Here is a 26,829-nt window from a genome sequence, read left to right as displayed (position 1 = left end):
AAATATTCCGCAGGGCGAGATGGCAGCGGCGAATGTCCCTCACCGACATTGCGGGCGTGCGGTCGAACCCGCCACAGTCATACCCCGCGAATGCGGGGTATCCAGTGCGCCGCCGCCTTTCAGTTCATCGTTGATGTCCCGGAATACTGAATCGCCCGCCTTCGCGGGCGATGACGGCGGGGTTCCGGACGTCACTCTGCGTTCCCGCGGCGCGTCTTGCGTCCAGGCTTTGCAAAAATGACCCTCATGGAAGACAGAGGGCGCAGGGAATGCCGGATGCTTGAGCTGGCACCCGCAGCCTCGCGTGCGAAAGGCAAAAAGCACACGAGTTAGTCACCACAGGTACAGCCGCTTCACGGCACTCCCTGCGCAATGGTTTTACGGTTTCCTTCGTGCTCTCCCCGGTGACCGGGCTTTGTTGCCACCGTCGCATCACGCGTAAGGCGCGAAACTTGATGCCAGCGTCGGGGCATCAGGACCACACGACTTCGCCGTCCGCATTGGTGCTGTTCGTCTGACAGCATCGTTGCGTCCATCGCATCCCGCCTCACGTTTCGTGACGATTGGCCGTAACGCCCCTCTTGCCGGGGCGGGATGCGCAAGAAGATCGTTGTGATTTGCCCGACGGCGCAAGCGTGGACACGTGCGGCAGAATGGCACGACGGGCAATTCGCGCATGACGGGAATGCGTGGCGTTGTTCGATGTAGAGGCGGTAACGCGCTCACCCTCCCCTGGAGGGGGAGGGTCGGGCCGCCATCGAGCGAAGCGAGATAAGGACCGGGGTGGGGTGAAGTCGTCCAGCGAAGAGGCACCCCACCCCGATCGCTCATTTCATTCGCGCATAGCCGAAGCTTCGCTTCGGCGTTCTTTAAGAACGGCCGCCGCAGGCGGCCTATGCCTCCCCCTCCAGGGGAGGGTAGCGAACGTCCTACTCCGCCGCGATCTGGCGCGGCGCCGGCGGCGGGTTGGCGAGGTCGGCGGCCAGCTGCGCGTAGCGCGGCTTCGCGTCGGCGATCGCCTTCTCCTTCACCGGGCCGTAGCCGCGGACGCGATCGGGCAGCGACAGCAATTCGACCGCGGTGTCGTGGGTGGCCGGCGACAGCAGGCTGAGGACGGTGTCGACGTCCTTCTCGTAACCCGCGATCAGATCGCGCTCGAGCCTGCGGTCGGCGTTGTAGCCGAAGACGTCGAGCGGCGTGCCGCGCAGGACGCGCAGCTTTGCCAGCACGCGGAACAGCCGCATCACCCAGGGCCCGAAAGCGCGCTTCTTCGGGCGGCCGAGCGCATCCTTGCCGCCGCCGAGGATCGGCGGCGCCAGGTTGAAGCTGATCTTGTAGTCGCCTTCGAAGCTGTCGCGCAACTGCTGCTCGAAGGCGCCGTCGGTGAACAGCCGCGCGACCTCGTATTCGTCCTTGTAGGCAAGCAGCTTCGCGTAATTGATGGCGGCCGCGCGCGGCAGCGCATCGCCATAGCCGCCCTTATCTGCCGCCTCGCGGACGCGATCGACCAGCTTGCGGTAGCGGCGGGCGAGCCGGCCGCTCTGGTAGCCGGTCAGGAACGCCATGCGATGGGCGATGATCTCGTCGAGCGTCATCTGGTCCAACGTTTTGGCGACCGCCGGCTCGTCATGGTCCTTCATCATCGCGGCCAGCCGCGCGGGATCGGCGACCGCGAGGCGGCCGAGCCGGAAGGCTTCCGTGTTCATCTTGATCGAGACGCCGTTGACCTCGATCGCCTTCTCGATCGCCTCTGCCGACAGCGGCAGCAAGCCCTTCTGGTAGGCATAGCCCATCAGCATGATGTTGGTGGCGATGGAATCGCCGAGCAGCATCTCCGCAGGCTTCGTGAAATCGAAGAAGGCCGAGGTGTCCTTGCGCAGCACGGTTTCCAGCACGCTGGTGACCTTGCGGTTCTGGAAGTTGAAATCGCGGTTGAGGATGAAATCCGCGGTCGGGATGATGTGGCTGTTGATGATCCCGGTGGTGCGGCTGCCTTCGCAGAGCGTCATGCAATCCTTTGACGCCGCGACCACCTCGTCGGCGCCGAGCACGAGGTCGGCGGTGCCGGTGACGATGCGCGAGCAGGTGACGTCGGCGGTGTGCTCGGAGAGCCGGACGTGGCTCAGCACCGCGCCGCCCTTCTGCGCGAGGCCGCTCATGTCGAGGATCATCGAGGCCTTGCCCTCGATGTGGGCGGCCATGCCGAGAAGCGCGCCGATGGTCAAGACGCCAGTGCCGCCGACGCCGGCGACCGCGACGTTGTAGGGCCGCTCCAGCGGCGGCAGCAGCGGCGGCTCCGGCAGGGCGCCGATGTCGCCGAGCTCGGCCGGTGCGCGGCGGCGCGGCCTGCCGCCGTCGACGGTTACGAAGGACGGGCAGAAGCCCTTCAGGCAGGAATAATCCTTATTGCAGGAGGACTGGTTGATGGTGCGCTTGCGTCCCAGCTCGGTCTCCAGCGGCTCGACCGAGATGCAGTTCGACTGCACCGAGCAGTCGCCGCAGCCCTCGCAGACCGCGGGATTGATCATCAGACGGCGTGCCGGGTCCTCCATCAGGCCGCGCTTGCGGCGGCGGCGCTTCTCGGCCGCGCAGGTCTGCACGAAGACGATCGCGGACGTGCCCTTCACCGTGCGGCAGGTCTTCATGACCGCGTCGAGATCATCGCGATGGGCGAGCTTGACGCCGGGCGCGATGTCGGAGGCCGGGTAGAGATGCGGGTTCTCCGAGACCAGGTAGATCTCGCGGATGCCCTCGGCATGGAGCTGGAAGGTGACCTGCTGCGGCGACAATTCGCCGTCGACATGCTGGCCGCCGGTCATCGCGGTCGCGTCGTTATAGAGGATCTTGTAGGTGATGTTGGCGCCGGAGGCGACCGCCTGGCGGATCGCGAGCGTGCCCGAGTGAAAGTAGGTGCCGTCGCCGAGATTGGCGAACACATGTTCTTCCTTGGTGAAGGGCGCGGTGCCGACCCACGGCACGCCCTCGCCTCCCATGTGGGTGTAGGTCTCGGTGCTGCGGTCCATCCACAGCGCCATGAAGTGGCAGCCGATGCCGGCAAAGGCGCGGCTGCCTTCCGGCACCTTGGTCGAGGTGTTGTGCGGGCAGCCCGAGCAGAAATACGGCGTGCGGGTCACGGGAGAGACCGCCTGCACCTGCGAGGCTTCGCGGCCGTTGAACCAGTCGGCCTTGGCGCGCAGCATGTTGGCGATTTCGGGATTGAGGTTAAGGCGCAGCAGGCGCTCGGTCAGCGAGCTTGCAAGGGAAGAGACGGAAAGCTCGGCGGCGAAGGTGAGAAAGCGCTTGTCGTGGTCGTCCATCTTGCCGACGATGCGCGGCTTCACGTCGTCGCGCCAGTTGAACAGCTCCTGCTTGACTTGGTTCTCGACGATCTCGCGCCGCTCCTCGACGATGAAGATCTCCTCGAGCCCGACCGCGAAATTGCGTACCCCTTCCGGCTCGAGCGGCCAGGGCATGCCGATCTTGTAGAGCCGAAGCCCGATCTGCGCCGCGACCTCGGGCGTGATGCCGAGCTCGCGCAGCGCCTGGCGGACGTCCTCGTAGCTCTTGCCCGACGCCATGATGCCGTAGCGGGCGTTCGGGGAATCCATCGTGATGCGGTTGACCTTGTTGGCGCGCGCGAAGGCGATCGCGGCATAGCCCTTGTAGTCCTGCAGCCGCAGATCCTGCTCGTAGCGGTCGTCGGGCCAGCGCATGTTGAGCCCGCCCGGCGGCAGCTCGAAATCGGTCGGGATCACGAACGGCGTCATCTCGTCGGTCAGATCGATCTCGGCCGTGGTTTCCACCACTTCCGTGATCACCTTCATGCCGACCCAGCAGCCGGAGTAGCGCGACATCGCGATGCCCAGAAGGCCCATCTCGATCATCTCGTGGATGCTGGACGGATAGAGATAGGGCATCAGCGCGGAGATGAAGGCGTGGTCCGACTGATGCGGGACGGTCGAGGACTTTGCGCCATGGTCGTCGCCGGCAAGGCACAGCACGCCGCCGTTCTTGGCCGAGCCCGCCGCATTGCCGTGGCGGAACACGTCGCCGCAGCGATCGACGCCGGGCCCCTTGCCGTACCAGATGCCGACCACGCCGTCATATTGGGCGCCGCGCGACAAATTGAGCTGCTGGCTTCCCCAGATCGCGGTCGCGGCCAGATCCTCGTTCACGCCGGGCTGGAATTTGATGTTGTACTGTTCGAGGTGTTTTTTCGCGGCGAAAAGCTGCTGGTCATAGCCGCCGAGCGGCGAGCCGCGGTAGCCCGAAACGAAGCCGGCGGTGTTGAGGCCTGCCGCGCGGTCCCGCCGGATCTGCGCCATGGGAAGGCGGACCAGGGCCTGGATGCCGGTCATGAAGACATGGCCGGTCGACTGGGTATACTTCTGGTCGAGACTGATCGGACCCTGGTTGATGCCCATTGAAGCCCTCTTAAGCCGTTGGTCGCCAGTGATCTTTTCAGCTAGTCATGCTGGCTGTGATTGCTACTCTATGTCGGTTTTTTCACCCTGCGCATCAGGAATCTGGACGCGCGCGGGACCAACGCAAAGTTCGCAATTTCGTGCCGAAAGCCATGGCACGGGTATTTGATTTGTGTCGCCGCCCGCCGCCATCGCGAAATGACGTGACGCCCCCATGATGCGGCCGGCGGCAGGGGAAGCAGGGAAGCGAGCCCATCATGCGGACGATTCTTGCCATTAATGTTGCCCGTATCCTGGCCGGCACTCTTGCCAGCACGCTTGCCGGCCTGCTTTTGTGCAGTGCATTCGCGCGCGGCGCCGCGGCCGCCGAGCCTTCCGAGGAGATGGTGGCGCACGGCAAGGCGCTGGTCGAGGCCGGCGACTGCGCAAGCTGCCACACCGCCGACCCCTTAAAGCCGTTTGCCGGGGGAAAGCGGATCGATACGCCATTCGGCGGCGTCTATACGCCGAACCTGACGCCGGACCGCGACACCGGGATCGGCAGCTGGAGCGATGCCGATTTCTATGGCGCGCTGCGCTATGGCATCGATCCCGACGGCTCGCGCTATTACCCGGCCTTCCCCTACACCTATTTCACCCGCCTGACGCGTCCCGACATCCTGGCGATCCGCGCCTATCTCTCGACGCTCGAGCCCTTCCGCAACGAGACGCCGCAGCCCGAGCTGCGCTTTCCCTTTAATTTCCGCGTGCTGATGCGCGCCTGGAATTACCTGTTCCTGCGGCCCGGCATCCTCGACCCCGACCAGCGCAAGGGCCCTGAATGGAATCGTGGCCGCTACCTCGTCGAGGGTCTCGGCCATTGCGGCGGCTGCCACACGCCGAAGAACATCCTCGGCGCCGACAGGCGCGGCCAGGCTTTTGCCGGCGGGCCGGTCGCCGGCTTCTTCGCGCCGCGGCTCGATGCCGCCGAGCGCAGCGGGCTGGCGTCGTGGCGGATCGACGACATCGTCGAATATCTGCAGAGCGGCCGCAACGCAAAGAGCCATGCCAGCGGACCGATGGCGGAAGTGGTGCTCAACTCGACATCGAAGATGAGCGACGGCGATGTCCACGCCATCGCCGTGTACCTGAAGAGCCTGCCGGCGGGACCGCCGGAGCCTGCGGTCACGCCGCCGCCGGAAGCCAGCATGAAGTCGGGCGCCGCGATCTACGGCCATCTCTGCGTCGCCTGCCACGAGGCCGACGGCTCCAGCGCGCCCGGCATCTATCCGCCGCTGCCGGGCAATGCGCTGCTGCAGTCGGCCGATCCCGCAAGCAGCTTGCGCGTGATCCTCGACGGCGCGCAGACCATCACGACGCCGCGCGCGCCCAACACCGGGCAGATGCCGGCCTATGCCCGGCAATTATCGGACCAGCAAGTCGCCGACGTCACCAACTACATCCGCAATTCCTGGGGCAATGCGGCGCCGCCGGTGACCGCCGAGCAGGTCGCGAAGGCAAGGAAGGGCATGTAGGCCGCCTCGCCGTATCCTCATCCTGCGGACCGCGCGCCTCCTCACCATGAGGATACCGCTCAGCGCTGCTCGCTGTTGAAGACGAATTTCGGCATTTCCCATTTGTAGCGGATCGCGAGCAGCCGCAGCGACAGGCCCAGCACGAAGGTGAGCACGGTCCACAGCTCGTCATTGAGCTTGAGCCCGAAGGCCGTCGCATAGAACAGGCCGGTGATCACGGAGACGCTGGCGTAGAGCTCGGCGCGGAACAGGAGCGGCACGTCATTGCAGAGGATGTCGCGCAGCACGCCGCCGGCGCATCCGGTGATCATGCCCGCCACGATCACGATCGGCAGCGACGCCCCCATCTGCCAGGCGACGTCGCAGCCGGCCATGGTGAAGACGACGAGCCCGATCGCATCCAGCACCAGGAAGGCGAGCGTCAGCCGCTGCACCGTGCGCGCGACCACGATGGTGACGAGCGCCGCGATGCCGGTCAGCGCCAGATAAAACGGGTTCTGCACCCAGACCAGCGGATAGTGCCCGAGCAGGACATCGCGGATGGTGCCGCCGCCGAGCGCGGTGACGCAGCCGAGCATCGCGACCCCCATCCAGTCCATGCTGCGGCGGCCGGCGGCGAGCGCCGCGGTCATCGCTTGCGCCGTCAGCGCCACCAGTTGCAGCACATGCAGGACGGTATCGCTTGGCGGCAGGTTCCACATCGCGCGGACTCAAGGGCGGGAGATGAAGGAACTTACGCTGCGGGTTCCCGCCTGAACAGCGGCGAAATGCCCGCGTGGCACGCGCTGCACCGGGAACCGGCGCTGCCGATTCCGGTTGTCCGTCGGGGCAAACGGAGGACCGTCATGGCCAACGAGCACATCCCGAATGATCCCTATCGTTCGCAAAAGGAAGACGAATTCCGCCAGGCCGCGCGTCTCGACAGCGAGCTCCAGGCGGATCCGGAACTCATGGAAGGTCCGGCGACCACTGGCCGGGTCGCGCTGTTCGCGCTCGCCATTGCGCTGGTGCTGGGCGCCGTGTTCTACGGACTGAACAATACGACCATCAATCAGGCGGGCACCGCGCCGCCGACCCAGACCGCGCAGCAGAGCCAGCCAGCCTCACCTGCCGCACCGCCCGGCATGCGTGACGTGACGCCGAAATCCAACAATCAACCCGGCATGACCACGGGCGCAGCGACCAATCAGCCGCCGGCGTCGCACACCGGCAGCGAGATCGACCACGCAGCCAATCCGACCGCCGGGCAGAACAACGATAACCGGTAAGTCGCAAAGCGCCGGCAATAACCAAAACAGCGGGCGGGTGGAGTGGATTTGACATTCGCTCCAACCAGCCCGCGCGTTCGAAAAACGAATGTCAAATCCAACACTCCACTAGAGTACTAGTTTGGTTTGCTCGTGGTCCCTTGATTCCAACATTCGCAAAAGTGCCTCCCAAAGCGGGGAGCGAATGTTGGAATCAAGGGACCACGAGTGCCCGCTGTTTTTTTTGCGCCTGTCAGCCGAACAGCCTGTTCAATTCGCCGCCGGGATAACCATGCGCGAGCTCGGTGAAGGTGCCCTGCTCCGCCATCTCCCTTGCCGCCTTCATGAAGCCAGCCCAGGCATTGCGGGCCAGCGAGCCGCCGACGCTGATGCGGCGGACGCCGAGCTCGCCGGCCTCCTTCAGCGACAGGCCGGACGCGCCGATCAGAAGGTTGACCGGCTTTGGATGCACCGCCTTCACGACAGCGGCGATCTCCTCCTTTGTCTTGATGCCCGGCGCATAGAGGCAATCGGCGCCGGCGTCCGAATAGGCCCGCAAGCGATCGAGCACGAGACCGAGATCAGCCTGTCCCCACAGAAACGCCTCGCAGCGGCCGGTCAGCAGCACGCCGCTGTTGTCGGCATCGATCGCCGCACGCGCGGCGCGGATGCGCTCGATCGCAAGCTCGCGCTCGAACAGCGGCTTGGCCTTGTCGCCGGTGGAGTCCTCGATCGAGAGGCCCGCGACGCCGGTCTTGACCGCGCGCGCGACATTGGCGCCGACCTTGGCCGGCTCGACCGCAAAGCCGCCCTCGAAGTCGGCGTTGACCGGCAGATCGACGGACGCGCAGAGCGACTCGAGATGGCCCAGCACATCCTCCAGCGTGACCCGATTGTCGGCCTTGCCGATGGTCCAGGCGAAGCCGGCGCTGGTCGAGGCCAGCGCCTTGAAGCCGAGGCTCTGCAGCGCCTTCGCAGTCCCGACATCGAACGGGTTGGGCAGGATGAAGCAGCCGGCCTGATGCAATTGACGGAAGCTCGCACGTTTCTCCGCTGTGGTGACCGGCATGGTCTGTCCCTTTCCATCGTTGATCGTTCGCCGCGCTTAGATAGCGAGGCCGACGGAGGCCCGCCAGTGTCCCGGCTTCGACATTCGTGCTGCCATCTGCCGCCAGCGCGTTACGCGACGACCTTGCGCAGGAAGGTGCGCTCTTCGGCGAGGATGAATTTGTTCTCCTCGGCGAAATGGAAATTCGCCATGCCCTCGGCATCGTTGCGCAGGCGGCCGCGATAGGCCTCGTAGGCGCTGAGGCTTTCGAAGGAGATCAGCGCAAACGCGATGTTGTTGGTGCCCTCGTGCGGCATGAAGTAGCCGATCAGCTCGCCCCCGCATTTCGGGATGATGCTGAGCCAGCGCCTGGAATACTCCTCGAACTGCGCGCGCTTGAACGGATCGAGCTGGTAGCGGATGAATACGGTGATCGCCATGGGAACCTCGGTTGGCTGCGTGATGCCGTCGCTATAGCCGCTTGCTCGGCATCAATGCTTCGGTTATCATCGAAGCATGAAAGTAGGCCCCGACATCGCGATGGTCGCCTCTCTGGTCGGCGACCCCGCCCGCGCCAACATGCTGACCGCGCTGATGACCGGCCGCGCGCTGACCGCAAGCGAGCTCGCGCAGGAGGCCGGCATCACGCCGCAGACCGCAAGCTCGCACCTTGCGAAGCTCGAGGCGGGCGGGCTGATCGAGCCGGAAAAGCAGGGCCGCCACCGCTACTACCGCCTCACCGATTCCGACGTTGCCGGCGTGCTCGAAGGTCTTGCCGGGCTTGCGGCGCGCGCCGGCCACATGCGGGTGCGCACCGGGCCGAAGGATCCGGCGCTGCGGCGCGCGCGGATCTGCTACGACCACCTCGCCGGCGATCTCGGCGTGCAGATGCTCGACAGCATGCGGCAGAGGCGGCTGCTGCGGCAGAAGAAGCAGGACATCGAGCTGACCGCCGACGGCGAACGCTTCCTGGCCGACAATCTGCAGATTTCGCCCGACATGCTGAGCCATCCGCGCCGCCCGGTGTGCAAGGCCTGCCTCGACTGGAGCGAGCGGCGGCATCATCTCGCCGGCACGCTCGGCGCCGCCATGATGACGCGTTTCACCGAACTGAAATGGGCCGCACGCGACCCGACGCCGGGCAGCCGCGTGGTCACCTTCAGCCGCAACGGCGAGAGGCGCTTCACGGCGCTGTTCGGTAACGGCGAAGGCTAGTCCTTTCGGACCCGAAGCTCGCAAAAGAGTTCGCGACCAGCGATCACACGATGTTGTTTGCATCGTCATGCCCGCGCCTGTCGCGGGCATCCATGTCTTGTGATAGCCGCAAAGGAAGACGTGGATGGCCGGGTCAAGCCCGGCCATGACAAGAAGACCAATCCATCCTCCTGAGTATCGATGAAACACATTTTGCTTGGCGCGCTTCTCGCAAGCGCCCTTCTCGCCTCACCATTGTTCGCCGCCGATCAGGCGGCGCGCGAGCCCTATGGCATCGCGCTCGAAGGCTTCGCCTATCCCTACCCGGTCAACCTGCTGCCGCTCGTCAATGACGGCGAGCAGTTGCGGATGGCCTATATGGATATCGGCGCCTCCGGCCAGCCGAACGGCCGCACCGTGGTGCTGCTGCACGGGCGCAATTTCCCGTCAAGCTACTGGGCGCCCGTGATCAGGACGCTCACCGGCGCGGGCTACCGCGTCGTCGTGCCCGACCAGGTCGGGTTCGGCAAATCCTCAAAACCCGCCGGCGAGCTGCATTTCGACACGCTCGCGCGCAACACCATCGCGCTGCTCGACCATCTTCAGATCGCAAAGGCCGATATCGTCGCGCATTCGATGGGCGGCATGCTCGCGGTGCGCATCGTCCGCGCCTATCCCGATCGCGTCAGCCGCCTGGTGCTGACGGCGCCGATCGGGCTCGAGGACTACCGGCTCTATGTGCCGCCGACGCCGACCGAGAAGATTCTCGAAGCCGAGGACAGGCTGACAGCGGAGGGCTATCGCAAGCAGCTCGAGACCAATTATGCGCTGAAGCTGCCGCCCGACCAGGTGACGCCGTTCATCGAGTCGCGCTTCAACCTCAAGGGCAGCGCCGAATACCCGCGCTGGCTGCGCGCCTTCGTCTCTTCCGCTCAGATGATCTATCGCGAGCCCGTGGTGCACGAGATTCCGCTGATCTCGCAGCCGACGCTGTTCATCATGGGTGCCGACGACCACAACGCGCCGGGCCGGCCCAATGCGCCGGAAGCGCTGCGCGCCAAGATGGGCCAGAACGCCGAGCTGGCGAAGGCGCTCGCCAATCTGATGCCCGATGCGCGGGCCGAGGTGATCCCGAACACCGGTCACCTGGTGTTCCTGGAGGCGCCGGAAAAATACGACGAGCTGGTGCTGGGCTTCCTCGGGGCGCGATGACGCGCCCGCCGCCGAAAAGCTGCCTTGTTCATAACGCATTCAGCCGGTGGCACTATGCTCGGCGTCGAGTGCTCGCGGCTTAGCGGGTATTTGCCGGTCGAATCACCAGCCTTTCCGCTGGCCGTCCGGTCTTGTCGCGGGACGATGCAAAACGAATGGAGGAGAAAAAGATGAAGTATCTTTTCGCTGCGGTTGTACTGGCGAGCTCGCTGGCAGGTCTCAGCGCAGCCAATGCAGCCGGCGGCTGCGGACCCGGCTGGCATCGCGGTCCCTATGGCCGCTGCATGCCCAATGGCGGCGCCGTCGTGGTCGCGCCCGCTGCGCCCGTCGTCGTCGTACCGGGCCGCCGCGTCTGTCCTCCCGGATTCTTCTGGCGTTATGGCCGTTGCCGCCCGATTTGAGCGCGCCGGCATTCTTTCGACAGAAACCCCGCTTCGCGCGGGGTTTTTTGTTGGCAGTCCCCCGCGCCCGCTTACCAGCGGTTCGGGAAGCAGCGGCGGCCGAACGGACCGGAATGCCAGCCGACAGCAGAGACGAATGCAGCAGCGAGCGTCCTCATCCCCGGCTCCCGTCAAACAGGCCGCCATGGTGGCGATTCCAGATCAACGCGAGGACGACGGCCGCCGTCACCACCAGTGACGCCGGTGCCAGTGATGGCGATGCCAGCGGTGGTGACGCCAGCCCCAGTGATGACCGCGATGCCAGCCATAGTGATGACCATGGCCCCAGCGCACTTCCTGGGGCTGCAACTGATCCGCTTCCTGGCGCGTGGTCACGGCGGGATGGGCTTCGACATCCGGCGGCCGCATCTCACCGGCGAGCGGCTGCGGCAGCAGCGGTGCGGCCTGCGCGCTCGCCGCGAGCGCGGCGGCTCCTGCGGTGAATCCAAGGGCGAGCTTGAGAAAATCCCGGCGTTCCATGGCCACTCCTCCGTGCAAGACGTCTGACCGTATGAAGCGAGTGTCGCCGCGCCGGCATGAATGGCGGCTGAATTTTCCGTTCAGCTTCGCAGGCTCTGCCGTCAGCGCGAAAGTTCCTCGGCGAGCAAGAGCGTCTCGCGCGTGCGAGAAACATCCGGCCAGTCGCGGTTGAAGTCCGCGATCAGCCGCTTCATCTCGTCGCCACCAACGGCGCGCTCGAGCGCGGCCTCGTCATCGAACTGGTACATGGCCTGGTGGATCGCCGGATCGGTTTTGCTCCAGAACCGCCAAGCCTTCGCAACGCCAAAGGATCTGGCGGCATCCGGCAGATGCTCCTTCGCGTACCAGGCGTCGAACGCCTCGCGCCTGGTCGCGTCCTTGACGGTGGCGCGGACGATGAAAAAGGCCGATGCCATGCGTTCCTCCCGGGGCGGTTCTCGTTTTTGGTGCGCAGATGGATGGAACTTACCATCGCACTGGCGCGCGCGCGAGGCCGTCACACTTTCTACAAAGAGCGGGAGGTGAATCCGAAATATGGGGAGCGTTGGGTCGTTCTGCGTTCAGTAACAACCAAGGGAGCCAACAAATGGCAGCACAGGCAAAGCCCATTCCCGACGGCTATCATTCCATCACGCCCTATCTCGTCGTCGACGGCGCGGAAAAGATTGTCCGCTTCATGAAAGAAGCCTTCGGAGCGCAGCCCCTGTTCGAGCCGATGATGCGGCCGGACGGCAAGATCATGCATGCCGAACTCAAGATCGGCGATTCCGTCGTGATGATTTCCGAGGCGTCCGAACGGGCGCAGCCGACATCCACCACGCTCTATCTCTATGTGCCCAATGTGGATGCCGTCTACCAGAAAGCGGTCAAGGCCGGCGCGACGGCCGAGATGGAGCCAGCCAATCAATTCTATGGCGACCGCTCCGGCGGCGTGAGGGACCCGGCCGGCAACCGCTGGTACATCGGAACCCATGTCGAGGACGTCTCGCCCGGTGAACTGAAGAAGCGAGCGGCGGAATTCATGAAGCAGCAGCACAAGGCGGCGTAGCTCGCGCAAATCTTCGCCTCGATTTGAGAGGGCGGGTCCGCGTGGCCCCGCCCTCCGTGCGATCTCCGGCCGCTGGCCGATGCGGAATCCATCAGGCTCTCAATCGTTCGATCCATCTGGCAGCGCCCGACCTATTCGATTACCCTGTCGGCACGCACCAGCAACATTGGCGGCACGTCGATCCCGAACCCCCTGGCTGCCTTGAGGTTAATCACCAACTCGAACTTGGTCGGCTGCTCGACTGGCAAATCGGCCGGCTTGGCGCCTCTCAATATCTTGTCCACGAATGTAGCGGCTCGCCCAAACAGGTCCGATATGTCCGCCCCATAGGACAAAAGGGCATTAGGTTCGCTGGCAAGCCCGCTGGTATCAAACAATATCGGTACTTTCATCCTTGTCGCGAATTCCACGATCTCCATCCGATAAGCTGCATATATCGGAGAAAGCACAAAGAGAGAGTCCGGGGGGTTCGTCGTGGCAGCCGTTAGCGCCTCGACAAGTTCGCCTGAACTGAGGATCGGGATTGACTCAATCTCTATTGCGAGCTTCGGCGCCACGATCTGGATTGCATCGGACCGAAGCATCATGCCTTGATTCTTCGGGTCAACAATCATCACCACTCGGGTTGTTTTCGGCTGCATCTGCTTAAGAAACTCCAGCGCCTTTTGATCCGTGTCCGGGGCAAGCAGCGATAGCCCAGTTACGTTCCCGCCGGGCTTTCCAAGACTCCGGACCAATCCGGCTCCCACCGGATCAGCAGAGACGGCAATCACAATCGGAATTGAACTGGTTGCTTCTTTGGCGGCCTGGGTGGGCGGCGTATTCACCGTAACGATGACATCCACGTTGAGAGTGACGAGTTCGCCAGCGAGCACACGAAGACGATCGAGTTGGCCGCTTGCGTCCCGATACTCGATGCCGATGTTCTTTCCCTCAACCCACCCGAGATCGCGCAGACGTTGGCGAAAGGCATCTATTTGAGTCGAGACAGAGGCGTCGGTCTCCCGCGTCAAGAAGCCTATTCGACGCCTTCTTGCTAATTCCTGCTGGCCGAACAATATTCGTGGTGCGAAGAATGCACTCGCTCCGAGCGCAAATAGCAGTTTGCGACGCGTGTTCATGGACTTTGTTCCGGGCCCGCTGATCAGCGGGCGGGTCCCCCGTGGCTCCGCCCTGCTCACCTCACAATCTGCGCAAGGCAAGCCACTCCGAATTGTCCCTGGTCGCTATGCACCTGGCGTGGAATTCCGCCGGTGACATCCCGCTCAGGCGCTCCACGCTCGGGTCTCTCTCTTCGCAACTTGCCTGCTCCACGCGCACAATCTGGTGGGCGACCATCCAGGCGCCAACCAATACCGGTGGGGAAAGGACGACGAGGCAGGCAATGCTGACGGCGGGCGACCAACGCGCGATGTAGAGGCCGACGCGATAGACCACCGCGATTCCGCCTGCGGACAAGGCAATCCAAACAGCAAGCACACTGACAAAAGTCATTTGCGCGCTCCTGGCCGGTCTGTCGAGGATACGCCCCGGACGCGGGAATTGCCAAGCGCGACGCCGGTACAAACGGCACATTCTGTTGAGCGGAACCCTACACCCACCCGCCCCGCGCCATGATGGCCGCGCAGAGCAGGATGACCACGATCGCCGCAAGCTCGGCGTGGATGACCATGGTCACGCGCCGGCGTCTGCCGGCATCGATCACCGGCACCTGGCCTGCCTTGATCGCGCCGCGCCAGGACAAGAATTCCTTGGTCGGGATGATCGACAGCAAGCCCACGATGACGAACAGCGCAAACTTGGTCAGGAAAGCGTGGCTGTGGAAATAATAGCTCGCGCCCTTCTCGAAATAGAACACGCGCAGCAGACCGATGATGAACAGCAGGCCCGCCGCGATCCCGAGCACGAGGTCGGTGGCCTGAAGCCGGCGCGCCGATGAAAGCGTCAAATCCCCGCGGATCAGCGTGAACTCGATCGCGACCGCGGCGACGAGCGTGAAGGCGCAGAGGTGATGCAGGAAGGCGAACAATGTGGACATGGGAAGATATTCCAGTTCCTGACGCGGGCGTGGCGGGTTGTTCGCCAAGGCACGACGAACAAAAGGCGGAAGCCGCAACCCGCCTTGCTCATCGTACCGAAAAATGGCGGATTGCGCTGCCGCTATTCCGCCCTGCGAGCTGATCCCATGCTCGGCAAGACGCAGCGGCACAGGTTGGGGGAATGGAGATGCGCTTGGAACAGAAAGACCATGAAACGCTGGTGTCGGTCGCGCTTGGCCGCGTCCTGGTGCGATACGGCATCATCAGGAAGGAACACCTTTGCGATGAGCTGGACATGATGTCCCGCGAGGCAGCATCGACCCGTTCGGACGACACACAGGCCCTTGCCGACGCATGCTCGCGCGGCAAGGCCGACATCCAGCGATGGCCCGAGCCCAAGATATTCCGCAGGGGTATCTGATCGGTACGGGCCGGCGGAAAACCCGGCCGACATAATCAATAGAGCGGTTTGTTCGACGAAGCTCGGACAGCGAAGGCGGAAGCCGTTGCCGCCGACTATTCGAACCAGTCCTTGTGGTGAACCTTCAAATCATCGAGCGGCGTGACACGAAACGAAACCAGCCGGTGATCGAGCGTGGAGATCTCGAGACGTTTTTCTCCAGAGCGCTCGCTCACGCCAATCCTGGCGCGATAGTGAGCTTGCAGCAGCTTTTGCAATTCCAGGAGTTTCGATTTCAGGTCCTGAAATTCCAGTCCTTCCTTGAGAGTGGCCTTCAATACCAGCCTGGCGAACACGCGCTCGACGATCATCCCGCCGGCCGGCCTCGTCTGCATGACGCGCATCCGGCAGTCCGCGGGCAGTGAGGATGCCGCACGACGCATGTCCTTTCCGCTGAAGGCCATTTCGGTATAGGGATCGAGCCCTTCCAGGGTCGCTTCCCCCACCAGTGACGCAACGAGGGCGGCGCTTTTGTCGCCATCGCTCTCAACGCCGAAAAGCCTGGTCAGGTCGGCCTTGCTGTACGCCAGGGATACGACCGGGACTGCGGCATGCTGCGGCGTCTGAAGCGGGTATTCCTCGCCGGCGGCAAGACAGCGAATTTCATATCCGCCGGGCTGGCCGGCGTCCTTCCGCACGATGCTGCCGATCGCAGGCACGCGCTCCCCGCCATCCACCCGGCAGCCTTGTGCGTCACAGGTTGCACGATAGAAGAGAGGCGGGACGAAAATCCTGCCCTCTTGCCGAAGCACGGCGATCGTGTCGGACAGGCTGCCGGCATGGGAGGCGCGCCCGCCGAGAGGCTGCGCCAGCGCGCAGATGAGGAAGCCGAGGCTCGCTATCGCCTTGCCGCGCCGAATGATCGAGAACGGCTTCCCGCATCTAGAACCCGATTCTGTCGGTTTCAACGGCGAAGATAACCTTGTTGCCATCGACATCATACCGGAGGGAGTTCTGGATGCGGCTCGCCATTCCCCCCAGCGCGATATGATATCCGCGATCCCACCGGACGGCTATCCTGACATTGCCGGTGTAGATGCGGCGCACCACCTGCGACGTGAACGGGTTGAGCTTGAGCGAGCAATACGCGTCGCCCCGAACCTGCCTGATCGCCTGACTGAGCTGTTCGGGCGTCGCTTCGAACACCCTGATGTTGGTGATGTCGTAGTCGATCTGGCGGATATAGGCGAACGCGTTATCGGGAATATCCTGCAGGTCGGGCCGGTTGCGGAAGGAATCGAGCACGGCCTTGTTCGTGAATGGTGACGCAACCAGGATCTTGATGTCGTACGGCGCATGCACCGGATTCATCAGGGGCGCCACCCGGGGCGTGTTCTTCAGCGTGAAGATCGTTTGAGGACATCCATCGACGGCGCCAATCGTTCCCGCGCTCCTGGTCAGGGCGCTGGTGGGATCGGACATGGTTGCGTTGAACACCATGCCCGGCGACAGCCGGTAGTCCGTCGTCTTCCATTTCGGAAACCCATAGGGCGTGAGCACCTGCGCGGTCGGGCTCACCTTGTCGTAGACGACGTTGCGAAACGTCGGCACCTGGGCGCAGCCGGCGAGCGCCACTGCATTGAGCAACGCCAAAAACAGCCTGATCTGCATGATGCGCCCCCGGCAACATCAGTTGTTGTTGAGGAACGACGCGGCCTTGATCATGTCGACGCCCACCACCATCAACCCGTTGGTTTGATAGACCACGTTCTTGGCGCAGACCTTGTCCTGGGCGGCCGGTTGCGCCGGCTTGCTGCCCGCCTGATCGGCCGGCTTGTCCGTCGTCGGATTCGCCGGCTTGGCACCGGGGCTGGCAGGCGGCGTGGCGGGCTTCGACACACCGGCGACCTGCCCGGGCGTGGGTTTCGTCACGACATTGGAGCTGGGCGACTTGAACTGCAGGTCGACATTGCCAGCCGTGATGTCGACGAGCGTTCCGTCCGATGTCGGGACCTTGTCGGCCGTCGCACCTCCTCCGCCGCCCGCAGGCGCCGCTCCGGTCGCAATTCCGGACGCGTCGACCGTGCAGTCGGACGCCGCGCCGCTGATGTCGCGGATCCACGACGCCTTCAGCCCGACGGTGAGCTTGGCGAACTGGAGGTCGAAGGCATTCAGCGACATGTCTTTCTTCGCCACCAGCGAGATCGTGATCTTGCCGACACAGGCCCGGTCGATGATCGAGGCCTGCTTGGGAGACTGGGTCGCGACCGTGCAGGACTGATCCTTTTTCTTCAGCGCCGCGGCAGAGCGGTTCATGTCCGGATTGAAGGCGGGCGACTCGGCCGTCGTGATCCAGATCCCCACCTCCTCGATGTTCGACGCATCGAAGTCGATCAGCTTGAGCCAGGAACCCAGCGTCAGCTTCAGCGACGCGGTGATGTCGTCCTTGTAGGCGATCGACGTGGTGATGCTGCTGTTGAGGTTGTTGACCCTGACGGGAAACTTGTCGGTCACGATCGGCGTCGGGCACATGTCGCCCAGGCTTCGCAAATCGTAGGTCGTGCCGTCTGCCGCAAATTTCGCGATGGTGATGTTGCCGGGCGTGGCCGTTCCGGCCTGGGTGTCGTTCAGAAGCAGCGGCGTCGGCGGGCTGATCAGGTTGCACGCATGGTTGTTGCGCATCAGCGTGCCCAACGGATTTTTCGTCTTCTGGATGTTGAGCGCATCCTCAAGCGGACCGGCATGCGCCGTTGCGATCAGAACAGCCGAAGTCAGCGCAATAGCCGAGACATTCTTGAACATGAAAAGCCCCCACCCCAATGCCCTCACTCTGCGTGCATTTTTCAGACAATGCAACCTGGTATTGGGGTTATTTCACAGGGCTCGCGGCGCCCGGACCACCGCTACGGCTGATCATTTGACGAAACGATGACGCTGGCGGGGGACCAGCGGATTACGCTTCGCTAATCCGCCCTACACGCAACGTTCTGAGTGAAACCGCACGCGTTCGCGAGCCGGCGCGTCACATCAGCTTCATAGGCGCGTCACCGACCACGCGAAGGTCGATCCTGCTGATCAGGTCCGAACGGAGCGCCTCGGCGGCGCTGATGGCGGCCTCAGTCTGCCGCAACGTGCTGACATTCGATCCGAGCGACACGATTCCGCCGAGGACCAGGGCAATCGATCCCAGCGCGGCGACCTGCGCGGAGCCGAACAGGCCGAACAGCGTGATCAGCAGCAATACAAAGCCGCCTGATATCGCGACCTGCGACCCCAGAATGATCCTCCGGCATCGGTCGGCGCTCTCGGCAAGCTCCTCGATCCGCGCTTCGATCTCTGAAATCTCGTCGGTCGGCTCGTCGTCGGTCATTAGCTCGTGTCCCGCAGCCCTAACGACAAGGGGGATGGCGGATTACGCTTCGTTCCTCAGCTCTACGAGCTCGCACGGTCACGATACGGGCTCCGTGCATGACGGCACTGGTCCGCCAGGCTTCATGGCCTCCGCTGGAACAACGTTGATGTCCAGCGGCTCAAGCGCCGCCGCGCCAGGCAGCGCCCGCACGATCGTCAGATCAAACTCGACATTGAAGCTGGCCGGCGGGCCCATGCTCTCGAAACGCAACTGATCTGGTCCGACGTAATCTTGTTGGGGCAGATAGATTATTTCGATCCCGCTTATCATGCGACCGTAGCAGGCATCGTCTCCTGCATACGCCTCTTCCACCTTGATTTGATTGATTCGCGTACAGACCACGCCGTGCTGGGGTGCCATGTCCAGTCGAAACGTTGGAGGCGCCTTTGGGTTGCATCCCTGATCGGCTTGAGCGTGTCCATCCAGCACGATCGCTTCCCCAGCGTAAACCGTCACGGCATGGCGCCGGTCTTTTATCGCTGCTGCGGCGGGAAAAGAGATAGCAATGGCCGCCGACGCGCTGATGACCGCTAGGCGGCCAGCAATGGTCCTGCGAAACTGCGCCGACCAAAACATCGTCAAGCCATCCTCACAACGGCAGATTGTCGTGCTTCTTCGCGGGCGTCTCGACCTTCTTGTCCCTGAGCATGGCGAGCGCGCGCGCGATCCTCTTCCGGGTCGAGTGCGGCATGATGACGTCGTCGATATAGCCGCGCTCGGCCGCGATGAACGGCGACAGGAAGCGGTCCTCATATTCCTTGGTGCGCGCCGCGATCTTGCCGGCGTCGCCGATATCGCTGCGGAAGATGATCTCCACCGCGCCCTTGGCGCCCATGACCGCGATCTGCGCGGTCGGCCAGGCATAGTTCATGTCGGCGCCGATCTCCTTCGAGGCCATGACGTCGAAGGCGCCGCCATAGGCCTTGCGGGTGATCACGGTGACGAGCGGCACCGTACACTGCGAATAGGCGAACAGCAGCTTCGCGCCGTGCTTGATCAGCCCGCCATATTCCTGGGCGGTGCCCGGCAAAAAGCCCGGGACGTCGACGAAGGTCACGATCGGGATCTCGAAGGCATCGCAGAAACGGACGAAGCGCGCGGCTTTCCGCGAGGCGTCGCTATCGAGCACGCCCGCCAGCACCATCGGCTGGTTGGCGACGAAGCCGACGGTGCGGCCCGCGATGCGGCCAAAGCCGGTGACGATGTTCTTGGCAAAGGCCTCCGAAATCTCGAAGAAGTCGCCCTCGTCGACGACCTTCAGGATCAATTCCTTCATGTCGTAGGGCTTGTTGGGATTGTCGGGGATCAGCGTGTCCAAGGACATGTCGAGCCGGCCGATGTCGTCGAAGCTCGGCCATTCCGGCACGCCGTCACTGTTGTTCGAGGGCAGGAAGTCGATCAGGCGGCGCATCTGCAACAGCGCCTCGACATCGTTCTCGAAGGCGCCGTCGGCGATCGAAGAGCGCGTCGCATGCACGCTGGCGCCGCCGAGCTCCTCGGCGGTCACCACCTCGTTGGTCACGGTCTTCACCACGTCCGGACCCGTAACGAACATGTAGCTCGTGTTCTTCACCATGAAGATGAAGTCGGTCATCGCCGGCGAATAGACGTCGCCGCCGGCGCACGGCCCCATGATCACGGAAATCTGCGGGATCACCCCTGACGCCTGCACGTTGCGGCGGAACACGTAGGAATAGCCGGCCAATGCCGCGACGCCTTCCTGGATGCGGGCGCCGCCGGCATCATAGAGGCCGATGATCGGCGCGCGCGCCTTCATCGCCATGTCCTGGATCTTGACGATCTTCTGCGCATGCGTCTCCGACAGCGAGCCGCCGAACACGGTGAAATCCTTGGCGAAGACGAAGACCTTGCGGCCGTTGACGGTGCCCCAGCCGGTGACGACGCCATCGCCGGGCACCTTGGTCTTGTCCATCCCGAACTCGCTCGAGCGGTGCTCGACGAACATGTCGAACTCCTCGAAGGAGCCCTTGTCGAGCATGAGCTCGATGCGCTCCCGCGCCGTCAGCTTGCCGCGCGCATGCTGCGCCTCGATGCGCTTTTCGCCGCCGCCCAACCTTGCGCTGTCGCGCCGCGCCTCGAGGCTGTCCAGAATGTGCTTCATGTGGCTCCCTGCCCGCTTTTCGACCAGATTTCTGGGGGTTCTAACACGGCCTTTTGCGGAGCGGAAACCGCCTTTGCATGCGGAAAAACCGCCATTTGGCACTACAAGCGCCTTTTCCGATTCGATCAGGAGACGGGCTATGGGTGAAACCGCGACACCGGATCAGGCGGGCGCCGTGTCCGGCGGGGTCAGGATCCTGCTGCGGCTCGAAGGCTTGACGCTGTTCGCCGGCATGGTGCTGCTCTATGCGGTATGGGAGGGTTCGTGGTGGCTGTTCGCGATCCTGTTCCTCGCCCCCGATCTGAGCTTTGCCGCCTATCTCCTTGGCCCCAGGGCCGGCGCGATCGCCTACAACGCGGCCCACAGCTACATGGCTCCGGTCGCCCTGATGACCGCCGGATTTGCCGCGGGCTCGCCGCTTGTGCTGTCGGTTGCCATGATCTGGCTCGCCCATATCGGGATCGACCGCGCGCTCGGCTATGGGCTCAAATACGACGCCGGATTTACCTTCACCCATCTCGGCCGGATCGGCCGCGGCGAGAGCTGAAAAAGCGGGAAATACCCAAATTGGGGTCCTGACAGCGGTTTGAAATCACGTATAAGGGCCGGGCCGGCATGCCGCTTCCTCCACGGGCAGCATTCGGCGCGTATTTTGTGAAACGTCATTGTCAAAATCCGATTGCCCCTGATCACGTCGATGTCCGCGACGATTCTGCCCCTTTCGCCCGACGACAAGACCCAGGAGACGGTCGATTTCCTGCGCCGTCTCGCCAGCATGATGACCGGCGGCAAGAACGCCGAGATGCTCACCGAGGCCGCCGCCATGATCGAGGCGCTGACGCAGCGCGCCGTGAGCGCGGAGCGGCTCTCCGACGAGCTGCAGGAACAGCATGAGCGCATCAACGAGCTGCGCGCGGTCGCCGAGATCGCGGCGGAAAATCTCGGCGCGGAAGCGGAAGCGCTGAAGGCCGAGCTCGAGCAGGCCGCTGAGGTCGCCGACATCGAGCGCGCAAGCCTCACCCAGCAGGCGGGCCGGCTGCTCGCGCGCGCCGAGGATGCCGAAAACCGGCTGGCCCGGGTGAGCGCCGAGCTCGACGAGCTGCGCATGCCCTTTGCCGAGCTCTCCAGCGCCGTGGTCGCCGTCCCCGTCGAGCTGCTGCGGACGGCGCGCGCGCAGTTCGATTCGCTGGCCGACGGCTTTGCCAACGGCGGCGACCTGATCTCGCAGACGATCTGCGAGATCGGCGCCTGTGCGATCGACCAGGCGCTGGCGGGCACGACGCCGCCAAAGGACGCCGGCGGCGAGCCGCTCAGTCCTCCCCGGTCCTGAACGGCGCCTCCTTGCCGGGCGGCACGGTTTCCTCCGCCATCGCCAGCATCATCGCGACCATCACGTAGTTGCCGGCAACCGCGGTGAGATCGACGATCTGCTGATCGTTGAAGACCTTCTTCGCCCGCGCATAGGTCTCGTCGGAAACCTTCTTCGTGGTGGTGAGCTCGGTGACGAAGTCGTAGACGAGCGCCTCGTCCTCGGCCATCTTCGAGGGCCGCTTGCCCTGCTTCAATTCGGCGATCACGTCGGCGGATAGGCCGGCCTTGGCCGCCAGCGGCGCATGCGCGAACCACTCGACCTGCGAGCGCCACTGCCGGCCGATGATCAGGATCGCGAACTCGTTGAGCCTTGTCGGCACCGAGGTCTGCCAGCGCAGATAATAGAAGAGATCGTAAAGCCGCTGGCCGAGCACCGGGCTTCGGATCATCGGGTTGTAGGGTCCGCCGAGGCCGACGCTCGACACCTTCATGATCTGCTCGCCGAGCGGCTTCTGCTTCTCGTCGAGCTGGTCCATCGTCAGTTGCGGAAAGCGCGGCTCCTTGCTGGTCGCAGGTGTGGCCATCATCGAGGCGGCGAGCCAGCCACTGGCCGCGGCGAGCGACAGCGATGCAATCCAGACTGAAGCTGAGTGCATGGGGATTTCCTCCGGCGTTCTTGATTGTGGCGCGACTTTAGTCGAGGCCAGCGAGACGGACCAGCGCCTTAAAGCAGGATCACGCCGATCGCCCGTCAGATCGCGCCGAGATCGGAAAGGCAGGCCTGCGCCACGCTCATGCGCGCGGCGACCAGGCGCGGCTCGGTGCAGTCCATGTTGAGCGCGAACACGGTGTGTGCGCTGCCCTTCTCCGCCCAGCCCACCAGCCAGCCGAGCGAGGGCTCGCCGCGCTCGGCCCCGAGCAGGCCGGACTTGGCGCGGATGACGGACTCCCCGACTTTGGTCACGGGGAGGATGTCGCGCACCAGATCCTGGCTGCGCTTCGAGATCGGCAGCGCACCGCGGCGCAGCCGGTCGACGAAATCGACCTGCTGCACCGGATCGATCCGCAAGTCGCCGGTCAGCCAGAACTGGTCGATGCCGCCGCCGATGTTGCGGTTGCCGTATTCGAAGAGGTCGACATATTTCTGCATCCGCTCCGCCCCGATGCGGCGCGCGATCTCCTGATAGACCGGCACGGCGGAGGCCGCGATCGCGCTGCGCAGCGTGTGATCCTTGTTCCAGGCCTCGATCGGACGCTTCACCCCGTCCCACTTGAAGACGTCCTTGTCGGGGTCCTCGACCACGCCGGTTTCCAGCGCGATCAGCGAGTTCGGGATCTTGAAGGTCGAGGCCGGCAGCTTGCCCTCGCCCGAGCGATCCTTGTCGCTGGCGAATACGGTGTAGTCCTCGACAACATAGCCGACGAAGGTGCCTTGCGTACCGGCGTCGGCGAAGTGCTTGGCGAGACCTTCGCGGATTTCATTCTTGGGATAGATGACGTCGGCACGGCTTGCGGACGGCAGGAGGCCGGCGGCCGCAAGCAGGCCAAGCGCATGGCGGCGGGTGATCACGGGACGCGTTCCGGGGCTCGTTGAAAGGCGCGCGACGATACAGCCGCTATCGTGGTGGAATCATGACCGGCTAGTGGTCCGATTCTAACATTCGCTACCCGCTTTGGGAGGCACTTTTGCGAATGTTAGAATCAAAGGACCACTAGCAATCTAAGATTCTAGTGGAGTTTCGGATTTGACATTCGCTTGGCGGACTCGGGGCTCGTGGGGGAGCGAATGTCAAATCCACTCCACTAGCGCGGCGCCGGCCGCGACAGCTTGAGCACGAAGACCAGCACCTCGGCGACCGCCTTGTAGAGCTCGGCCGGGATCTCCTCGCCGAGCTCGACATTGGAGAGCGCGCCCGCCAGCACCTCGTTTTCCTCGATCGGGATGTCGTTGGCCCTGGCGATCTCCATGATCTTCTCGCCGATCGTGCCCCTGCCCTTGGCGACGACCCGCGGCGCGCCGGTGCGGTCATAGTGCAGCGCGACGGCCAAAGGATTTTTGGTTTCGCGGCTCATGACGCACGATCCAGGAAATGCCCGGCGCGCGCCGGCGTCAATTGCGGCGGCGTGCCGTCGCGGATCACGATGTCGCCGGGCTCAAGCTCGGCCTCGCTCAAGGCCCGGCTGAGGTCGGATGCCCCGGCGCGAAGTTGCGCGGCAGTGGCCGGCCGCTCCGCCCACATCCGCACCGAGGTGCGGGTGCCGGTCAGCGAGATCAGCGCGTGCACCGGCCCCGCCGGCTCGACGTCGAGCGAGAAGCGTGCGCGCCAGATGCGCTTGGCGGCCTCGACCTCGCTGGCGCCGCCGTCGCGCGCGATCTCGAACTGCGCCAGTGCCGTGCCTTGCGGGGTTGCGAAGGGAATTTCGAAATGCCAGCGCGGCGCCGAAGGGTCGATCGGGGCGTTTTGCGGATCGGCGCGATCCGGCAGCGACGCCACCTGCAAGAGCGTCTGGCGCGCCAGTGCTGCGTCGGTCTCGGTCAGGAGATGATGCGTGGTTGCGGCGAGCGGCGCATCCGGCGCGATCGACGGCGCGGCCACCGGCTGCGCCGACGGCAGGCTGCCACGAAATGGCGGCGGCGGCGTGCTGGTGCGCAAGAGCAGATCCTCGCGGCCGACATTGGGCAGTGCGGCCGCCTGCGCTGCATTGGCGTGCGACCCGTCCGGCAGCGCTTCCTGCAACAGCGTCAGCAGGTCGCCCGCTGTCGCCGTGCGCGGCGCGGCGCGCAGCAGCGCCTCCGGCAACAGGCGCACCGCGAGGCTTGCCTCGGCGGAATCGACCGCCGCCGGCAGCCGCGCCTGCGGCAGCAGGATCTCCTGCAACTCGGTCTCGGGCGATGAAGGGGCAAGCGGCGGTGCTCTCTCGGCAACGCCTGGCGCCGTCGTCGCGGCGCCGCCAGCGGTGGCGGCAAGGCCCGGTGCCGCCGGCTGCGGCGTCGTGGCGCCCTGCGCGCCGTCGAGCGCCACCAAGGCCTGGCGCAGCACGATCAGCGCAGCCTTCAGGTCGGGCACGCCGGCGCCGGGGCCAACCGATCCGGACGCGAGCGTGGCTTCCAGCAGCAGGCCCGATTTCGCAAAGGCCTGCTGGATATCGCCGCCACCGATGCTCTCATCGAGATCGGTGCGCTGCGCCAGCACTTGCGCTGCCGCCTGCTGCAACGCCGGCGGCAGATTGGTCGAGGTGACGAGCGCCGAGAGATCGGCGAACAGCGGCGCCTGGCTGCCCTGCTGCGCGGCCGCGCTTTGCGTGGCAACCGCGACCGCCACGCGCTCGGCCGGGCTCAGCAGATTCTGGGAAAGCGCATCCGCAGGCGACGCGGAAGGCGCGGCGAGCGGCGCATTCGGCGTCAACGTCACGCTGTCGAGCGAGGGAGCCGTGACACCCGACGCGTTCGGCGGCACGATCGACAGGCGAATGCCGCCGTCGGTCTGCGACACCGCAAGCTGGAGCTTCTGGCCCGCCTGCAGCGGCACCTCGGTCAGCACATCAAGCGAAAGCCCGGCAATCGCGATCTGCACCAGGTTCTCGGCGAGCGTGTTGAGCACCTCGGCATTCACGATCGTGCCGGCCTGCAGCGCAAGCCCGGATACCGCCCCGCTCGGCGTGGCGGCAATGACAGGAAGCGTCGGGTTGACTGACAGGGCCATCGGCCGAAAGGCTAGCCCAGCCGTCGTAAACCTCTCGTTAACCCCGGCGCTCGTCTAGCGCATCAGGTCGAGCAGTTGCGCGGCGGCGCGGAACTCCTTGAGCCGCGCGGCGCGGCGGGCGGCGACCTCCTCGTCGATCCCCCACTGCTCGCCGTTCCAGTCCTCGTCGACATGGGCCGCGGCCCAGACCTCGTCGGGACTGCGCATGCCATGCTTCAGCGCGACCGCCAGCAGCGCCGAACCCGTGATCGTCGTCACGACATGCAAGGCCGCGATCGACCAGGGGTCGTCGGGGAATGCCGCGCGGGCGGCCGCGACCGCCGCATCCGGCTGGCGCACATGCACGATGCCCTCGGCGAGGATGAAATGGGCGCCGAGCGTCTCTGCGGCCCAGAACAGCACGGGGTCCCAGTGCCTTGCCTCGCGCTCAACCAGCGCTTCCGGGTGGCCGGCGCGGTAGAACAGCAGGTCCGAACGCAGATATTTCGCGACGTCGTCGGCGACCAGATCGACGCGGTCAAGCACGCCCTGCACCACGCTGTTGGCAAGGCGCGTCATCGGCATGGTGAGGGGATCGATGACGTCCTGTTGCGCCTGCCATTCGGCCGCGATCACGTCGGCAATTTCGCGCCGGGGCACGATGACCTTCCTGCCCGACGGCGTCTTGATCGGCTTGCCGTCGAGCGTGACGGCAAAGCCGCCGTCGGCCTCGACCGCCTCGACGCTCGTGTAGAAGCGCTTGCGCTGCGGGGTGCGCGCAGCCTGGCGCACCGCCTCTCCGGGATCGAGGGGCGAAGGTCCCAAACCTTCTTCGAACAATTCGCGCATCGCGCCTGTCAGCTTCTCATGGTCGTCGATTGGGAGCGCAAAATAGGCCAGCCGGTGCGGCAAATAAAGCCGCGCCTATCCGTTATTGCTGATTGGCGCAGCTTCGCGAATAGGCGGCGCGGTCGCCGGGGCCGAGGCCGGCGGCTGCGCCCTCGTCGAGGCAGCGCGCCACGCGGTCGCTGAAGGAGGGCCGCGGCGCGGGCCGGTAATCATATTGCGGTGGTGCGTCGAGCTGGGGAACCACGGGAACCCCGATCTTCGGCGGCGGCAGCGGGGGCGGCAGTGGCGGGGAAAGCAGCGATCCGCCGAGGAGACCGTTCGGCGTCTGCGCATATGCCGCCTGCCCCGCGAGCAAGGTGAAGATCAGCGCAAGAAAGATCGGAAGCCTTTTCATGGAGGACATGTC

30 protein-coding genes are annotated in these 26,829 nt (G+C 64.7%); 9 read left to right on the top strand and 21 right to left on the bottom strand.

Translation table 11 applies throughout. The features are described from left to right. Positions 1-929: 929 nt before the first annotated feature. Entirely contained in the window at positions 930-4,424 is a 3,495-nt protein-coding gene (locus tag QOU61_RS15860) for an indolepyruvate ferredoxin oxidoreductase family protein (RefSeq protein WP_289660157.1), read from the bottom strand. Positions 4,425-4,681: 257 nt separating this feature from the next. Between QOU61_RS15860 and QOU61_RS15855 the strand changes: the two genes are divergently transcribed. Next, positions 4,682-5,938 carry a cytochrome c gene (locus tag QOU61_RS15855; protein ID WP_289660155.1) on the top strand — a complete coding sequence of 419 codons (1,257 nt, stop codon included), beginning with the start codon at positions 4,682-4,684 and terminating at the stop codon, positions 5,936-5,938. Positions 5,939-5,997: 59 nt separating this feature from the next. Here QOU61_RS15855 and QOU61_RS15850 read toward each other — a convergent pair whose 3' ends face one another. Continuing rightward, entirely contained in the window at positions 5,998-6,639 is a 642-nt protein-coding gene (locus QOU61_RS15850; RefSeq protein ID WP_289660152.1) for a trimeric intracellular cation channel family protein, read from the bottom strand. Positions 6,640-6,783: 144 nt separating this feature from the next. Here QOU61_RS15850 and QOU61_RS15845 point away from each other — a divergent pair, with 144 nt between their 5' ends. Then, on the top strand, positions 6,784-7,206 hold the full coding sequence (locus QOU61_RS15845; RefSeq protein WP_289660150.1) for a hypothetical protein: 423 nt from the start codon (positions 6,784-6,786) through the stop codon (positions 7,204-7,206). Positions 7,207-7,438: 232 nt separating this feature from the next. On the opposite strand, the gene QOU61_RS15840 is transcribed toward QOU61_RS15845, so the two are convergent. Further along, positions 7,439-8,254: an isocitrate lyase/PEP mutase family protein gene (locus QOU61_RS15840; RefSeq protein ID WP_289660148.1), complete on the bottom strand. Its 816-nt coding sequence runs from the start codon at positions 8,252-8,254 to the stop codon at positions 7,439-7,441. Positions 8,255-8,364: 110 nt separating this feature from the next. Continuing rightward, on the bottom strand, positions 8,365-8,673 hold the full coding sequence (locus QOU61_RS15835) for an NIPSNAP family protein (RefSeq protein WP_289660145.1): 309 nt from the start codon (positions 8,671-8,673) through the stop codon (positions 8,365-8,367). A 76-nt stretch (positions 8,674-8,749) separates the two neighbouring features. Between QOU61_RS15835 and QOU61_RS15830 the strand changes: the two genes are divergently transcribed. The 3 genes from QOU61_RS15830 to QOU61_RS15820 all read left to right on the top strand — a co-directional run bounded on the left by QOU61_RS15830 (position 8,750) and on the right by QOU61_RS15820 (position 11,040). Then, positions 8,750-9,448, top strand: coding sequence for an ArsR/SmtB family transcription factor (locus QOU61_RS15830; protein ID WP_289660143.1), 699 nt, complete (start codon positions 8,750-8,752; stop codon positions 9,446-9,448). 180 nt (positions 9,449-9,628) lie between these two features. After that, on the top strand, positions 9,629-10,639 hold the full coding sequence (locus QOU61_RS15825; protein ID WP_289660141.1) for an alpha/beta fold hydrolase: 1,011 nt from the start codon (positions 9,629-9,631) through the stop codon (positions 10,637-10,639). A 170-nt stretch (positions 10,640-10,809) separates the two neighbouring features. After that, positions 10,810-11,040 (top strand): GCG_CRPN prefix-to-repeats domain-containing protein, encoded by a 231-nt coding sequence (locus tag QOU61_RS15820; protein ID WP_289660139.1) that lies wholly within the window; start codon positions 10,810-10,812, stop codon positions 11,038-11,040. A 225-nt stretch (positions 11,041-11,265) separates the two neighbouring features. On the opposite strand, the gene QOU61_RS15815 is transcribed toward QOU61_RS15820, so the two are convergent. Both QOU61_RS15815 and QOU61_RS15810 read right to left on the bottom strand, forming a co-directional pair. After that, positions 11,266-11,559, bottom strand: a complete 294-nt coding sequence (locus QOU61_RS15815; protein ID WP_289660137.1) for a twin-arginine translocation signal domain-containing protein — start codon at positions 11,557-11,559, stop codon at positions 11,266-11,268. Between the two features lie 101 nt (positions 11,560-11,660). Then, entirely contained in the window at positions 11,661-11,975 is a 315-nt protein-coding gene (locus QOU61_RS15810; protein ID WP_289660135.1) for a hypothetical protein, read from the bottom strand. Positions 11,976-12,145: 170 nt separating this feature from the next. Between QOU61_RS15810 and QOU61_RS15805 the strand changes: the two genes are divergently transcribed. Then, a complete protein-coding gene (locus QOU61_RS15805) occupies positions 12,146-12,607 on the top strand; it encodes a VOC family protein (protein WP_289660132.1) in 462 nt (153 codons plus the stop codon). Between the two features lie 131 nt (positions 12,608-12,738). Here the strand turns inward: QOU61_RS15805 and QOU61_RS15800 are convergent, their stop codons facing one another. From QOU61_RS15800 to QOU61_RS15790, 3 genes are all read right to left on the bottom strand, one after another. Then, complete coding sequence (locus tag QOU61_RS15800) at positions 12,739-13,728, bottom strand: ABC transporter substrate-binding protein (RefSeq protein ID WP_289660130.1); 990 nt, start codon at positions 13,726-13,728, stop codon at positions 12,739-12,741. Positions 13,729-13,789: 61 nt separating this feature from the next. Beyond that, positions 13,790-14,101: a hypothetical protein gene (locus QOU61_RS15795; RefSeq protein WP_289660127.1), complete on the bottom strand. Its 312-nt coding sequence runs from the start codon at positions 14,099-14,101 to the stop codon at positions 13,790-13,792. 97 nt (positions 14,102-14,198) lie between these two features. After that, positions 14,199-14,645 carry a DUF2214 family protein gene (locus QOU61_RS15790; protein WP_289660126.1) on the bottom strand — a complete coding sequence of 149 codons (447 nt, stop codon included), beginning with the start codon at positions 14,643-14,645 and terminating at the stop codon, positions 14,199-14,201. 194 nt (positions 14,646-14,839) lie between these two features. On the opposite strand from QOU61_RS15790, the gene QOU61_RS15785 reads away from it, so the two are divergent. Continuing rightward, on the top strand, positions 14,840-15,067 hold the full coding sequence (locus QOU61_RS15785; protein ID WP_289660123.1) for a hypothetical protein: 228 nt from the start codon (positions 14,840-14,842) through the stop codon (positions 15,065-15,067). A 95-nt stretch (positions 15,068-15,162) separates the two neighbouring features. On the opposite strand, the gene QOU61_RS15780 is transcribed toward QOU61_RS15785, so the two are convergent. From QOU61_RS15780 to QOU61_RS15755, 6 genes are all read right to left on the bottom strand, one after another. Continuing rightward, positions 15,163-16,014 (bottom strand): hypothetical protein, encoded by an 852-nt coding sequence (locus QOU61_RS15780; protein WP_289660120.1) that lies wholly within the window; start codon positions 16,012-16,014, stop codon positions 15,163-15,165. Next, positions 15,989-16,717: a hypothetical protein gene (locus QOU61_RS15775; protein ID WP_289660119.1), complete on the bottom strand. Its 729-nt coding sequence runs from the start codon at positions 16,715-16,717 to the stop codon at positions 15,989-15,991. The genes QOU61_RS15780 and QOU61_RS15775 overlap by 26 nt, the downstream gene beginning before the upstream one ends. 18 nt (positions 16,718-16,735) lie before the next feature. Continuing rightward, a complete protein-coding gene (locus QOU61_RS15770) occupies positions 16,736-17,848 on the bottom strand; it encodes a hypothetical protein (protein WP_289660116.1) in 1,113 nt (370 codons plus the stop codon). Positions 17,849-18,068: 220 nt separating this feature from the next. Then, positions 18,069-18,416 (bottom strand): hypothetical protein, encoded by a 348-nt coding sequence (locus QOU61_RS15765; protein WP_289660113.1) that lies wholly within the window; start codon positions 18,414-18,416, stop codon positions 18,069-18,071. A gap of 78 nt (positions 18,417-18,494) precedes the next feature. Continuing rightward, positions 18,495-19,040 (bottom strand): hypothetical protein, encoded by a 546-nt coding sequence (locus QOU61_RS15760; protein WP_289660110.1) that lies wholly within the window; start codon positions 19,038-19,040, stop codon positions 18,495-18,497. A gap of 7 nt (positions 19,041-19,047) precedes the next feature. Next, positions 19,048-20,580 carry an acyl-CoA carboxylase subunit beta gene (locus QOU61_RS15755; RefSeq protein WP_289660107.1) on the bottom strand — a complete coding sequence of 511 codons (1,533 nt, stop codon included), beginning with the start codon at positions 20,578-20,580 and terminating at the stop codon, positions 19,048-19,050. A gap of 139 nt (positions 20,581-20,719) precedes the next feature. Between QOU61_RS15755 and QOU61_RS15750 the strand changes: the two genes are divergently transcribed. Both QOU61_RS15750 and QOU61_RS15745 read left to right on the top strand, forming a co-directional pair. After that, positions 20,720-21,127 carry a DUF4260 domain-containing protein gene (locus tag QOU61_RS15750; protein WP_289660105.1) on the top strand — a complete coding sequence of 136 codons (408 nt, stop codon included), beginning with the start codon at positions 20,720-20,722 and terminating at the stop codon, positions 21,125-21,127. Between the two features lie 150 nt (positions 21,128-21,277). After that, complete coding sequence (locus QOU61_RS15745) at positions 21,278-21,910, top strand: hypothetical protein (RefSeq protein ID WP_289660103.1); 633 nt, start codon at positions 21,278-21,280, stop codon at positions 21,908-21,910. On the opposite strand, the gene QOU61_RS15740 is transcribed toward QOU61_RS15745, so the two are convergent. The 6 genes from QOU61_RS15740 to QOU61_RS15715 form a co-directional block, all read right to left on the bottom strand. Further along, the gene (locus tag QOU61_RS15740) at positions 21,891-22,547 is read right to left on the bottom strand and encodes a carboxymuconolactone decarboxylase family protein (RefSeq protein ID WP_289660101.1); all 657 of its coding nucleotides are present in this window, start codon (positions 22,545-22,547) and stop codon (positions 21,891-21,893) included. The two genes, QOU61_RS15745 and QOU61_RS15740, sit on opposite strands and share 20 nt — an antisense overlap. A gap of 95 nt (positions 22,548-22,642) precedes the next feature. Beyond that, on the bottom strand, positions 22,643-23,461 hold the full coding sequence (gene blaOXA, locus QOU61_RS15735; RefSeq protein ID WP_289660099.1) for a class D beta-lactamase: 819 nt from the start codon (positions 23,459-23,461) through the stop codon (positions 22,643-22,645). 233 nt (positions 23,462-23,694) lie between these two features. After that, complete coding sequence (locus QOU61_RS15730; protein ID WP_289660097.1) at positions 23,695-23,964, bottom strand: EscU/YscU/HrcU family type III secretion system export apparatus switch protein; 270 nt, start codon at positions 23,962-23,964, stop codon at positions 23,695-23,697. Next, positions 23,961-25,595, bottom strand: a complete 1,635-nt coding sequence (fliK, locus tag QOU61_RS15725; RefSeq protein WP_289660095.1) for a flagellar hook-length control protein FliK — start codon at positions 25,593-25,595, stop codon at positions 23,961-23,963. The genes QOU61_RS15730 and fliK overlap by 4 nt, the downstream gene beginning before the upstream one ends. A gap of 54 nt (positions 25,596-25,649) precedes the next feature. Next, positions 25,650-26,423 (bottom strand): ATP12 family chaperone protein, encoded by a 774-nt coding sequence (locus tag QOU61_RS15720; protein WP_289660093.1) that lies wholly within the window; start codon positions 26,421-26,423, stop codon positions 25,650-25,652. An 82-nt stretch (positions 26,424-26,505) separates the two neighbouring features. Further along, complete coding sequence (locus QOU61_RS15715; RefSeq protein WP_289660090.1) at positions 26,506-26,826, bottom strand: hypothetical protein; 321 nt, start codon at positions 26,824-26,826, stop codon at positions 26,506-26,508. Positions 26,827-26,829: the final 3 nt, after the last annotated feature.

Source organism: Bradyrhizobium sp. NP1 (assembly GCF_030378205.1).
Classification (GTDB): domain Bacteria; phylum Pseudomonadota; class Alphaproteobacteria; order Rhizobiales; family Xanthobacteraceae; genus Bradyrhizobium.
Note: the sequence above shows the minus strand (reverse complement) of the source record. Positions and strands in the feature narration are given on the sequence as shown.

Excerpts from the sequence above, each read along its gene's own strand:
- fliK (WP_289660095.1), bottom strand. The coding sequence starts at position 25,595 with ATGGCCCTGTCAGTCAACCCGACGCTTCCTGTCATTGCCGCCACGCCG.
- QOU61_RS15750 (WP_289660105.1), top strand. The coding sequence starts at position 20,720 with ATGGGTGAAACCGCGACACCGGATCAGGCGGGCGCCGTGTCCGGCGGG.
- QOU61_RS15730 (WP_289660097.1), bottom strand. The coding sequence starts at position 23,964 with ATGAGCCGCGAAACCAAAAATCCTTTGGCCGTCGCGCTGCACTATGAC.
- QOU61_RS15795 (WP_289660127.1), bottom strand. The coding sequence starts at position 14,101 with ATGACTTTTGTCAGTGTGCTTGCTGTTTGGATTGCCTTGTCCGCAGGC.
- QOU61_RS15840 (WP_289660148.1), bottom strand. The coding sequence starts at position 8,254 with ATGCCGGTCACCACAGCGGAGAAACGTGCGAGCTTCCGTCAATTGCAT.
- QOU61_RS15850 (WP_289660152.1), bottom strand. The coding sequence starts at position 6,639 with ATGTGGAACCTGCCGCCAAGCGATACCGTCCTGCATGTGCTGCAACTG.
- QOU61_RS15830 (WP_289660143.1), top strand. The coding sequence starts at position 8,750 with ATGAAAGTAGGCCCCGACATCGCGATGGTCGCCTCTCTGGTCGGCGAC.
- QOU61_RS15755 (WP_289660107.1), bottom strand. The coding sequence starts at position 20,580 with ATGAAGCACATTCTGGACAGCCTCGAGGCGCGGCGCGACAGCGCAAGG.
- QOU61_RS15835 (WP_289660145.1), bottom strand. The coding sequence starts at position 8,673 with ATGGCGATCACCGTATTCATCCGCTACCAGCTCGATCCGTTCAAGCGC.
- QOU61_RS15770 (WP_289660116.1), bottom strand. The coding sequence starts at position 17,848 with ATGTTCAAGAATGTCTCGGCTATTGCGCTGACTTCGGCTGTTCTGATC.
- QOU61_RS15820 (WP_289660139.1), top strand. The coding sequence starts at position 10,810 with ATGAAGTATCTTTTCGCTGCGGTTGTACTGGCGAGCTCGCTGGCAGGT.
- QOU61_RS15740 (WP_289660101.1), bottom strand. The coding sequence starts at position 22,547 with ATGCACTCAGCTTCAGTCTGGATTGCATCGCTGTCGCTCGCCGCGGCC.
- QOU61_RS15810 (WP_289660135.1), bottom strand. The coding sequence starts at position 11,975 with ATGGCATCGGCCTTTTTCATCGTCCGCGCCACCGTCAAGGACGCGACC.
- QOU61_RS15800 (WP_289660130.1), bottom strand. The coding sequence starts at position 13,728 with ATGAACACGCGTCGCAAACTGCTATTTGCGCTCGGAGCGAGTGCATTC.
- QOU61_RS15715 (WP_289660090.1), bottom strand. The coding sequence starts at position 26,826 with ATGTCCTCCATGAAAAGGCTTCCGATCTTTCTTGCGCTGATCTTCACC.
- QOU61_RS15860 (WP_289660157.1), bottom strand. The coding sequence starts at position 4,424 with ATGGGCATCAACCAGGGTCCGATCAGTCTCGACCAGAAGTATACCCAG.
- QOU61_RS15790 (WP_289660126.1), bottom strand. The coding sequence starts at position 14,645 with ATGTCCACATTGTTCGCCTTCCTGCATCACCTCTGCGCCTTCACGCTC.
- QOU61_RS15825 (WP_289660141.1), top strand. The coding sequence starts at position 9,629 with ATGAAACACATTTTGCTTGGCGCGCTTCTCGCAAGCGCCCTTCTCGCC.
- QOU61_RS15815 (WP_289660137.1), bottom strand. The coding sequence starts at position 11,559 with ATGGAACGCCGGGATTTTCTCAAGCTCGCCCTTGGATTCACCGCAGGA.
- QOU61_RS15775 (WP_289660119.1), bottom strand. The coding sequence starts at position 16,717 with ATGCAGATCAGGCTGTTTTTGGCGTTGCTCAATGCAGTGGCGCTCGCC.
- QOU61_RS15845 (WP_289660150.1), top strand. The coding sequence starts at position 6,784 with ATGGCCAACGAGCACATCCCGAATGATCCCTATCGTTCGCAAAAGGAA.
- QOU61_RS15855 (WP_289660155.1), top strand. The coding sequence starts at position 4,682 with ATGCGGACGATTCTTGCCATTAATGTTGCCCGTATCCTGGCCGGCACT.
- QOU61_RS15720 (WP_289660093.1), bottom strand. The coding sequence starts at position 26,423 with ATGCGCGAATTGTTCGAAGAAGGTTTGGGACCTTCGCCCCTCGATCCC.
- QOU61_RS15745 (WP_289660103.1), top strand. The coding sequence starts at position 21,278 with ATGTCCGCGACGATTCTGCCCCTTTCGCCCGACGACAAGACCCAGGAG.
- QOU61_RS15805 (WP_289660132.1), top strand. The coding sequence starts at position 12,146 with ATGGCAGCACAGGCAAAGCCCATTCCCGACGGCTATCATTCCATCACG.
- QOU61_RS15765 (WP_289660113.1), bottom strand. The coding sequence starts at position 18,416 with ATGACCGACGACGAGCCGACCGACGAGATTTCAGAGATCGAAGCGCGG.